Raw genomic sequence first — 10,628 nt, forward strand, 5'->3', positions numbered from 1 at the left:
GGTGCCCGAAGGTCTTCCTCTCAGCAATCGCCATCGCAGCTCTCGTCATCTATTGGCTATGAGTCCTGACCCTAGTTCATGCTGGCGGGGATAGGCGTCAACTTGAAGCCTTTTCTCAAAACCTTGACCTGTCAGCGCAATAAATCCGAACCTCAAATTTCCAAATTGGTTCCACCTACAGCGTATCAGACACGCTCAACCTAGAGGGACCAAGAAATGAAAAAGACACTGATTACATCCGTCACCGCATTCGCCATTGTCCTGAGTGCCGGAACGTCCACCGCTGGTCCGTTGCGTGACCATAGCCGACGCGGGTTTGCGCACAAAGTTCACTCATCAGTTTCGCAAACAGTCAATCACGCTGATGGGATGGCCAATACCTACCAAACCACCAATTCTTCCGGCTTTGGCTTCGCTTTACCTTCAGAGCGCCATCTGGGTCAAAATAACCTGTCCGCCACTCAGCAGTATCCCGCAATAAACCCGAATTGGAGCTGGGATTTGTCGGATGTTAATTTGATCGGAACTGATACTGGTGGATACGCAATCGAAGACGGTATTCGCCTGAATTGGGGTCAATTCAAGAAAACCAAATGCCTGGTCAAGTTGAAGAAGATGGTCGATACCTCATTGGTTCCGTGATCATTATCGCGGCAGGGTTTGGGGTTATCATCGAGGGTTTTGCGGAAATTATTTATGATATCGCTTGTCCACTTGGCAATCTTTGCCCAGCTGAATGCTAGCTATTCTGGAATGCGGGAGAATTTAGGTCCGGCTGCGATGTAATGCCGGTAACTGCTGCGCTTCAATACTGAAAGGCCACCCGGTATAATGGGAAGATCACCACGGTATGGACCGACCATGACCCAAAACCCCTGCGCCGGCTCACAAGAGACGGTTCAGGGACTACTGCGTCAGGGAGATCATGCTGGGGTGTTCTGGGTGGAAGCCGATATGTCGGCTGAAACCTAGAGCCCGGTAACGAGACGGCAGGCTCGGGATTTGCTACAAAAACAGATTGCAGCCCAAAGTCACTCACCGATCGGGACGTAGCCGGTTTTGTTGCAAAATTTTGAGCACGACGAGCTGTTTTAACGATCGGATTGGAGCTAGACGGTCAGCTCAGCGAATTGTTTGAATGAACAGAGTCCAGGCTTGAATTGGCCTTTGCGGATCATGTGCGCCACCTCGATACCTGCAAAAGTTGCCGTAGCCGACCACTTAATACAGCACTGCGTGCAGGTGAATGATAAGTTTGCGAGTGCAAACCAGTAACGATAATGGCTCCCATTATCGTTATCGATACGAACGGCCCAACCCGGTCATTGTGATTTTTCGCGGTGCGCGCTCGCTACGGAAGAAATGCTGCATGCGCTCGAAATCTGGCGCTGTGACGCGGCGATGAAACCGGCCATTGGTGCAGCGCAGCGAGGCTGGAACGGTCAATTCACACAGTGCGAACTAAGTCGCCGTTCGCTGCCCAGCAGAATTGCCATGTATTTGAACGACGAAGCTTGCCTTCGAGAGGCTAGATCAAGTGGCGCCGACACTCGCTTCTCGGAGCAGGAACCTTTGAATTTTGCCGCTGGGTGTCTTCGGCAGTTCTTTGACGAATTCGATAAGCCGAGGATAGGCGTGTGCAGAAAGGCGCTGTTTGACATAATCCCTCAGCTCTGCAGCTAACTCCTCATTACCTTCTGTGCCTTCCGCCAGTACGACCACCGCTTTCACTATTTCGGTCCGTTCCTTGTCCGGCACGCCTACGACTGCCGCCTCCGTCACAGAAGGGTGTTCAATCAGGGCGCTTTCAACGTCAAACGGTCCGATGCGATACCCCGAAGAGGTGATGACGTCGTCGTTCCGCCCTACGAAAGTGATACATCCGTGTTCGTCCCGCTCCACCGTGTCCCCGGTAAGATAGTATCCGTTCTCGATCGATTTGTTGCCCTTGTTCAGGTAGCCGCTAAAGAACAAGAGAGGTGAATCCGCGATGTTGACGGCCAATTGACCAGGCTCATTGAAATCGGCGATGCTGCCATCATCGGCCAGAACCTCGACCCTGTATCCCGGCATAACATAGCCGGCCGATCCCGGACGGACCGGATGTTCGAGCCCGTGATGATTATTCACCAGCATACCCGTTTCGGTCTGCCCATAGTGATCTTTGATCGGCGCATTCAGTTCGGTCTCGAACCAGCGGATGACTTCGGGGTTTAGCGGCTCGCCTGCGCTGCTGATGCACCGGATCTGATCGCGCAGCTGTGCCGCGCGCTCGGTTCCGGCGGCGATGATTAGTCGAAACGCAGTAGGCGCGCCTGCAAAGTTAGTCACATCCAATCTCGAAATCACGTCATATGTACTGTCCACTGTGAATGGTCCCTCGACCAGAGTGGTTGCATGACCCAATAGTAGCGGACCGATCAACGCATAGTATAGACCATAGGCCCAGCCCGGATCGGCAATGTTCCAGAAAACATCCTCATGCCGCAGACCGATCCCTTCGATCATGTAAGATCTAAAGGCAGGCAGAGCTTTTAGGGGCACGGGAACTCCTTTTGCGGGACCTGTAGTTCCAGATGTCGCCATCATGAACATCAGGTCATCGCCGTTCCGCAAAACCGGGACGAACTCAGGCGATTGCGAGGCCATTGCCCGGCGGAAATCAATGTCTCCCCCAACAACCTCTTGTCGTGTGTCAGCAATCATCGCGACAGGCGGGCAACCTTCCACTTCGTTGAGCTTTTTGCGGTTCGCGGCGTCAGTCACAACCATCTTCGCGCCGCTCATGGTCAAACGGTCCTGAATGGCCTTGGGCCCAAAGGCTGTAAACAAAGGTTGATAGGCCGCACCTGCCCGGAGGGCGCCTAGAACAACTGTCACAAGATCCGGGGTGCGCGGCAACAGACCCGCCACGATGTCGCGGGGTTGGATGCCTTGTTCCTTAAGCAAATTGGCAAAACGCGCAGCTTCGTCGCGCAACTGCTTAAAGTCGCGGGTCTCATGGTGCCCGTCCAATGCAATCCAGTTCAAAGCCATGGGATTGCCCTGCAAATGGGCGTCACAGCATTCTACGCATGCATTGATCCCGCCGCTGAAATTGCCGAAAAAGACAGACTTTGCGAGGTCCAGATCAAAGCCCTCCACCGCTTTGGAGTATTCTGAGGAAGTCCCAGAGTCAGAATTCGATTCCATCAAAACGTATTCCTCCAAATGCAGCCCGTAATTACCTTGCACTCAAATAGGTCAAATTTCTACGTTGGAGATTACGCGAACATCTGCGCGCCACGAGTGGTCCATTCAGTCCCGAACCAAAGCTCGATTTGGCACGAGACGGTAGGGCAACGGTCCAATGCATGGCAGATGAAATGGGAGTGAGCCGACGCTCGTTACAGAGATACCTAAACGCGTCAAGATTCACATTTTCGGGGATACGCGGCCAGGCTGTAAATCATGCTGCATTGCTCGTGCAAATGGTCTAGGTCAGGGCAGGCTCGTTCGACCATCGGAACTTTGCCTCTCAGCGAATTTCATCGAACCGGTCATTGAAGGCCGCGCTGGGATGCGAAAATTGAGCCGCGCATTTACTGCGGTTGGTTTGAACAATAAGAATGGCTGTCAATCCTGACGTCAATTTTAGAAAACGCGGGAGCATTCCCGCTACACGGAGCAATGACAAATCAACTACTTGCCTGCGAGTTGGAATTTAAGAGCGCACCATGCAAAACGTGGCAGTTCACGAAGATTCTACCCTGCGTAACGGTTTTTCCTGATCTTGCTCAGACGGTACGTGTTGCGATTTTTAAATGATCATTTTAATATACTCCGATGGGTAGACCAAGATCATATTCACGCGAAGCTGTAGTTGAAAAAGCCATGGGTGTTTTTTGGCAAAACGGCTACAAAGCTGCATCGATAAGTGACGTTGTCCGCGAAACCGGGCTGAACACGGCCAGCATGTACAAGGAGTTTGGAGACAAGGAAGGATTGTTTTCAGCAGCTTTGGATCATTACCGCGATCATGTTATCGGGCCGCGCTATCGTATTCTGATCGACAACCCTAACTTAGAGGGCGTCGAAATGTTTCTCCGAAACGTTTTTTTGGGGGCCGCCAAGTCGGAATACAAGGGCTGCCTGATGATGAACCACCTTGCGCAGAAACATGTGATAAGTCCTGAGGCCGCTGAACAGGTGGGCGCGTTCTGCGCAGAAGTCGAGTCATTGGTTGAAACTGCTCTTCGTAATGCCCAGGCGGATGGAGATATCGGGGCGGAAAAGGACACAGCGCAGCTTGCAAGCTTTGTGGTTTTTTGCGTTCACGGGACCGTCTTGTATGGGCGGCACGACGAAAAAAAGCACGTGATACCAAACTTTTACGACTTGATCATGCGGGAAATTCGCGAGTGAAGTTCATCCCTCATTTATTTTAAAATTGATTTTTTAAAATAAATGTTCTAAAACTATCCCATCCAGATGGAGTTGAAGGCGACTACGCGCTGGACGTTAGTAAAACAGGGATAGGAGAAACACGATGAGTATTTCCGAAACGGCTATGGCCTTCTTTGATGCATGCGAAACAGGCAAAGGCTGGAACGTCTGCAAGACATACTGTCAGGACGGTGCCACTTTTACATGCGAAGCCGACGCATTGGCCGATATCTCGACAATCGAAGATTATACAGCCTGGACGGCGGGAATTTTGACCCCAATCCCAGATGGCAATTACGACATCACCTCATTCTCGACTGATCACGAACGCAACATCGTAACGGCCACAGCAGTATTCAGCGGCAAACAAACCGGTGAAGGTGGACCAGTTCCTGCCACCGGCAAGGAAATCGCAACCAACTATGCCTACGTTATGGAATTTGAAGGTGATAAGATCGCCCGAATGACCAAAATCTGGAATGATGGGCACTCTCTAAAACAACTCGGATGGGCGTAGTGACGTCGCTATAGCGGCGGCGCCATTTAGGGGCTGTATTGCGGGAACTTGGTAACCACTTCGGGCTCTCACCGGCAACTTTGCGTCTGAGCTCCAGCCTACACACCATGATGACCGTCTATGGCGCATTTGGACCCAAAGTGGTTTTGAACCCTTTGTAGGTCAAAATAACCGCGCCAAACACTCTTTTGGGGAGCGTGCCATGTCAACACAAACTGGATATCTGTTGATCGCCGACATTTCCGGCTACACACAATTTTTGACCACTTCGGAAATGGATCACGCTAATCCGATTTTGCATTCCTTGCTGGGCGTACTGGTCGAACAGGTGGGTGATCCGCTCCATTTCTGGAAAACCGAAGGCGATGCCGTTCTGGCATATTCAACCCGGCAGGATTTCCCCTCCGGCGAGACCTTCCTGACCATCTGCGAGAATCTCTACAACGCATTTGCTCTTCGTCGGCAGGACATAATTGCCAACACAACCTGTACCTGCAACGCGTGTGCCAATGTCGGAGGGCTGGATTTGAAGGTTATCACCCATCATGGCCAGTTCGAAGAAATGCAACTTGGCCCGGTAAAAGACTTTTCCGGCGCCGACGTTGTTCTGGTCCACCGAATGGCCAAGACGAACGTTGTTGAAGCCACCGGTGTACGCAGTTACGCGCTGTTTAGCGAGGCCGCTGCAAACGCCATGGATATCAAAGGCATAGTGGAACCGTTTTCACAGGACATCGAACATTTTGGCGAGGTTTCGATGAAAGTCTACGATTTGGCTAAATCTTGGGAACGTTTGCGTGCCAACCGCGAACGCCATTTCTTGACCAAGGAAGACGGAGTTTGGACGTTCCTCCATCATTTCGATGCCCCAATTGCAGTTGTCTGGGAGGCGTTGGTCGCGCCGGAACTAAAGCTGAAATGGATGAACCGTGTACAGGAAATCACCGTCGACAGCCCACAAGGGCGTCTCGGCAATGGGTCGGGCTATCATTGCTCTCACGAATTGGCGGACTTTTTCTATCGCATCACTGATTGGGAACCGTTCGATTATTTCTCGACCTGCATCCAGGATCCGGCGCGCACTGGAGTAAGCCTGCCCGAGACATATCAGCTGACGCAAACGAACACCGGCACCGACTTGCGATACACAATGGGTCAAGCGACGGATGCCGAGGGCAATAGGTCGGAAATCTCAGAACAGGAGGTTTCAGCGTTCCTGGCAGAATTCTGGGCCGCATCGTTCTCTGATCTGGACGAACAACTCAAGGCCTCGAAGTAAGAGCGCTTTGTTGGGACGGCTTACATTGCGTCGGCAACCGCGAAATGCTGCTCCCTGTGATGTGTATGATGTCTGACGCCATCACCTACCGAACATTGGAGCAACAGTAACGTTTTCCCATGCCCTGCTTCCCACGATCAATCCAACGGCCCTACCCGTCATAAACTTAGGGACAACATTTCACTCAGGGATTTCCACGGTTCCTACTATGTGGGTTCGCCTCAAAGGTAGTGCTTGGTACATCGACACAATGTCCGTCGTGGCTATGCCCTCGCCAGTCATTCCATCATAGCGCCCGGTTCCGACGATAATTTCCCAAGAGTTAGCCGCGCCTTTTTCACCTGCTTTCCAACGCATCGTGAAAGTGTCTTCGCCCTCACCAAAAATGCATATTCCGGAGATTGAGTTGGTCCCATCTTGGTAACCGAACCCCGATCCAAGGCATCGAGCAAGCCCGCCGTCAACAGGACCTTCGATAACTTCAAATCCTCCTTTGTTGTCGGCGATGTGGAAAATATGATCACCAAGGTCAAAGTTTTCCTGAGAAAGCGGATAGAAATTATTAAGCTCGATGCGTTGCTCCTCGGCACTGGTCGCAGTACTAGTAGCGGCCAAGACCGAGATCAAAATTAGGTTTTTCATTAAGGCCTCCTAAGGCTCCATTCACCTTAAGAGTATTAGTGAAATTAGCAAACGACGGGCATGTTAATTTCCGCTATTCATGAGCGCCCGCTCGTCTCAACCCGCCTGTATGTGCGGATTGTCCGGGAATGGGTGAAGCCCATAGACCTTGAGGCGAGCACCAACGGAACGCATTCTAAGAGGTGAGCCAAGGTTACTCAGATCTGCAGAAACATTGACAATCTGCGCAATAAGCGACTTCTGCCTGAACATACAAAAATGGATAGGACGGTACGGTATCCTGGCCTAGAGTTGGAGGGCACATTGGCCATCGCGGAAGCTTTTGAAATTTAGAGCCACAGGGTCGTTTTCCTAGACGGCCCAATCCGGACATTGGCTACCGGGTGGTGATGCCGCGGTCGCAACCCACTTTCCGGACATTCACTGCGAGCGAAGTCCCCGGCGCGCTGAGCACACACAACGCGAGACTTGTCGGACTTTCCCGAAGCCCCTTAACTTTAACGGAAGTTTCCTACTGGTTCTTGTTGGTGCTAGTAACCGCACGCCAGCCTTCCTTTGGCGGCCTGTCTAACAGGTCTTGGGCGCGGGCCATCATGGCGACTGAGGCGGGGTCTCCGTATCGCGTCTGGTCTGCGGCCGCGAATGCGGCAACGGCCTCTTCAAACCGCCCTGTCCGATAATGTGTAAGGCCTTGTTCATAAGCCTCTATCCAGGCAAATGATCCAACACGCCCATCCGCCATCGCGATCAGTTCGTAGACCACCAGCTCTTCAACACGTCCAAACACCGTAAGCGTGTCCAACTCACGGACCACGATTGCGTCAGCGGCCTGTCGCCTCGTTTCCGGCCCGATCAGGATCAGCGTTCCATAGTCTTTGTTGGCCCCTTCCAACCGACTGGCAACGTTCACGACATCACCAATCGCGGTGTAGTTCAACCGCTGCTCTGATCCGATATTTCCGACCAGAGCCTCGCCGCTGTTCACCCCGATCCTGACGCGTAGGGGGTTGCCGGCCTCATCTTCAATTCCGGACGCGCCCACGGCAGCGACAAGGTCCAGCGCTGCTCGGCAAGCATTTTCAGCGTGGTTGGCATCTTTACGCGGCGCCCCCCAAAACGCCATCACGGCATCGCCAATAAACTTGTCGATCGTCCCACCGTTTTGAGTAATGGCCGCAGAGGCTGCGCTGAAGAAGGGCTCCATCAGCTGGACAATATTTGGGCCAAGTTTTTCGGACAGCCCTGTGAAACCCGCTACATCGCAAAACAACACAGAGATCTGTTTCATTTCTCCGCCCGGCTGTATCTTGATGCCCTCAGCAACCAGCATACGCACGAGATCGGTGGGCACGTATTTTCGGAAAGCGGACAAACCAGCGGCCATGCTCGCGGTTGCCGCAGAAAGATTGGCAAGCTCAGACAGTCTGGAGGGTCTGCGCTCAATGCGTTCGACGTCAAAGCGTTCGATTTTGCCAAGATCTTCGGCGATGCGTGCCAGCGGATTTGCGACAATGCTTCGGATCAGCCAGATCGCCAGCCCGGTTGCGACGATCACCACACCGATCAAAACGTATATCAAGTTTATCAGCGCTTCATCGATGCTCGACAGAAACGCCGCTTCGGGTATGACCGTGGCAACGCGCCAGCCGTAAAACCCCAGTGGCGTCAGCGCCACCGCATAAGGCACGCCGTCGATGACGACACGTTTCGTCAACGTGCCTTGGGCATTCGCTTGGGGATCTGCCAACAACCTTTCGCCTGAGATCATGGCAACTTCATAAAGCTTCCCTTCGCCCATGCGCGCCGGGGTAATCTCATCCGCTTCTGCATCAGGTACTGCAATAACTTTGCCGTCAGCGTTCAGAATAAATGCCGCGCCGAATTCGCCGGGGGCAAGCGTGGCGAGAAAACGTGACAAACGATCCGTTTCGATTGCAACGGCCAGAACACCTTGCCGCGTTCGGTTGACGTCTATCGGACCAGCAAAGGCGTAAACGGTTTTTTTACTATCCGGAAGGTCGTGCGTTTCGATCCACCCCGCAGAGCTGAGCCCCATGAAGTTTTCAAACCAGGCATGTTCGCGCGGATCATAGGATGTTTCAGTAAAGGTCCGCTCCTCGAACTGAATGTCACCGGGGATAAAGATATAGCGATCCTTCCGCAGCATTCGGTCGCGGATCCCCTTGTCGATTTCAATCATCTCAAGCCCGCCGTCACCTAGACGGTGCGACGCGAAAAAATTGCCATCGGGCCAGCCAAAGAACATCCATGAGATATTCGGCTGCGCCTGCAGTTGCGACAGAAAAACAAACTCGCGCTTGTCGGCCTGTCGCGTCGCGATGACGTTCTGGACAAAGATCGTGCGAACGGCTGCCCAAGCGGCTTCGGCCGACCTAAGCGTCACCCCCACCTCGATGCGGACAGTGTTCGCTATCTGGCCGTTGATTTCAGCTGCAAGCATGCGGCTATTGTCGCGCGCAGTCGTCCACCATAGGGAATGGACAATAAAGGTCGACACTCCGATAGACACAGCCACCAGAATTGACACAGCGATGCCCACGCTAAGTCGCACTTAAATCTCCGCCAAATTACTCATATTCTTCAGTATTGAATTGAGATTGCTAGGAGGGCATAACTTTTTTAGACCTATCCCGAAATCTCACGCAACTGTTAGGTAGCAGCAAAGCATTGTGTTGAAGCGGGCGCTTGAACATTGGCTACTGTAACTGACCTTTGCGATTTTGCCAGACGCTGTGTGCAAATGAACGGGCCGCCTGAACTTGCCATTGGCAGATATGTCCCACCACTGCGCTGCAGCTCATCAAAGGAGACATTCGCCGCAGCCACAAAATCGGCGGGTCTACGAACTAACAGCTCGCGAAAGGAATCTGCCGTTCATCTACTCTGCCCTTCCCGCCGCATATTGCGGGAAGAGCCGCCGTTGGCCCGAATTCGCAAGTTCGATATGATCTTAGCGGCTTTGTCGCAAAATTCTCTGAAGTGTAAGGGCTGGTTGGAATTTACTAAGTTCATACGGTTTGGTTCGTAAACTGCTTGACCGGGCAGATTCCGACTCCGAACTGACCCTTTCTGATCATCTGCGCAACTTCAATCCCATCCAGCGTTGCAGAGGCGGACGCAGTTTCGCTTATGGCGACGTGCCTTGTCGGCAATCAATGGCGCATATTTGACGATCCAACGGTTCAGCGTCGCGTGATCAACCTTAACTCTGCGCTCAGCCAGGATTTCTCCCAGATCCCGATACGACACTGAGTAGCGCAGATAGAAAAACGCCTCGTGCAAGATCACATCTTTTGGGAAATGCGAGCCCTTGAATGAGATCGTCACCGGATGCTCCTGTCAATTTTGGGCTGGTCATTAATGTTGTTTTCTCCAGCGACAGAATAATAAAGTCTATTGAGAACCAGTACCGCCAACCACTAATCCAAATATATAAGGGCGCTTCTGGATAAACGTGGCCTTTTGTGCCGAATGGGCAAAGCATTGGTTTGTCACCCGTCGCGCAAACACACCGCACCAAGAAATGGCGAACGGCATCTAATCTGATCTCTAGACGGCGGCGGCCGCTACCTGGAGGGTGCGTTGTGGGCTAACACTTGCCAGATCTCAGGCGTTAGCCCTGGATGCTAGCATTGGATCGAGTTGCCTTTCAGCACATCGAAGCCAGCCAACTAGGGTCAGGACTCATAGCCAATAGATGACGAGAGCTGCGATGGCGATTGCTGAGAGGAAGACCTTCGGGCA

7 protein-coding genes and 2 pseudogenes are annotated in these 10,628 nt (G+C 52.6%); 4 read left to right on the forward strand and 5 right to left on the reverse strand.

Annotated elements, in window-relative coordinates:
* Window positions 1-216 precede the first annotated feature (216 nt).
* Complete coding sequence (locus tag AC2FGB_RS19865) at window positions 217-642, forward strand: hypothetical protein (RefSeq protein WP_496694679.1); 426 nt, start codon at window positions 217-219, stop codon at window positions 640-642.
* 467 nt (window positions 643-1,109) lie between these two features.
* On the opposite strand, the pseudogene AC2FGB_RS19870 reads toward AC2FGB_RS19865, so the two are convergent.
* Window positions 1,110-1,217, reverse strand: a pseudogene (locus tag AC2FGB_RS19870) (IS6 family transposase); the annotation flags it as partial.
* A gap of 316 nt (window positions 1,218-1,533) precedes the next feature.
* Window positions 1,534-3,192 carry an AMP-binding protein gene (locus AC2FGB_RS19875; protein WP_496690615.1) on the reverse strand — a complete coding sequence of 553 codons (1,659 nt, stop codon included), beginning with the start codon at window positions 3,190-3,192 and terminating at the stop codon, window positions 1,534-1,536.
* Window positions 3,193-3,873: 681 nt separating this feature from the next.
* On the opposite strand from AC2FGB_RS19875, the gene AC2FGB_RS19880 reads away from it, so the two are divergent.
* The 3 genes from AC2FGB_RS19880 (at window position 3,874) to AC2FGB_RS19890 (ending at window position 6,221) form a co-directional block, all read left to right on the forward strand.
* The gene (locus AC2FGB_RS19880; protein ID WP_496694680.1) at window positions 3,874-4,404 is read left to right on the forward strand and encodes a TetR/AcrR family transcriptional regulator; all 531 of its coding nucleotides are present in this window, start codon (window positions 3,874-3,876) and stop codon (window positions 4,402-4,404) included.
* Between the two features lie 124 nt (window positions 4,405-4,528).
* Window positions 4,529-4,942 carry an ester cyclase gene (locus tag AC2FGB_RS19885; RefSeq protein ID WP_142640397.1) on the forward strand — a complete coding sequence of 138 codons (414 nt, stop codon included), beginning with the start codon at window positions 4,529-4,531 and terminating at the stop codon, window positions 4,940-4,942.
* 202 nt (window positions 4,943-5,144) lie between these two features.
* Complete coding sequence (locus AC2FGB_RS19890) at window positions 5,145-6,221, forward strand: DUF2652 domain-containing protein (RefSeq protein ID WP_281973968.1); 1,077 nt, start codon at window positions 5,145-5,147, stop codon at window positions 6,219-6,221.
* Window positions 6,222-6,401: 180 nt separating this feature from the next.
* Here AC2FGB_RS19890 and AC2FGB_RS19895 read toward each other — a convergent pair whose 3' ends face one another.
* The 3 genes and pseudogenes from AC2FGB_RS19895 to AC2FGB_RS19905 form a co-directional block, all read right to left on the reverse strand.
* Entirely contained in the window at window positions 6,402-6,863 is a 462-nt protein-coding gene (locus AC2FGB_RS19895; protein WP_142640399.1) for a hypothetical protein, read from the reverse strand.
* A 511-nt stretch (window positions 6,864-7,374) separates the two neighbouring features.
* A complete protein-coding gene (locus AC2FGB_RS19900) occupies window positions 7,375-9,435 on the reverse strand; it encodes an adenylate/guanylate cyclase domain-containing protein (RefSeq protein ID WP_496694681.1) in 2,061 nt (686 codons plus the stop codon).
* 572 nt (window positions 9,436-10,007) lie between these two features.
* Window positions 10,008-10,211, reverse strand: a pseudogene (locus tag AC2FGB_RS19905) (IS6 family transposase); the annotation flags it as partial.
* Window positions 10,212-10,628 lie beyond the last annotated feature (417 nt).

This window comes from Ruegeria sp. CDSC021 (assembly GCF_059610845.1).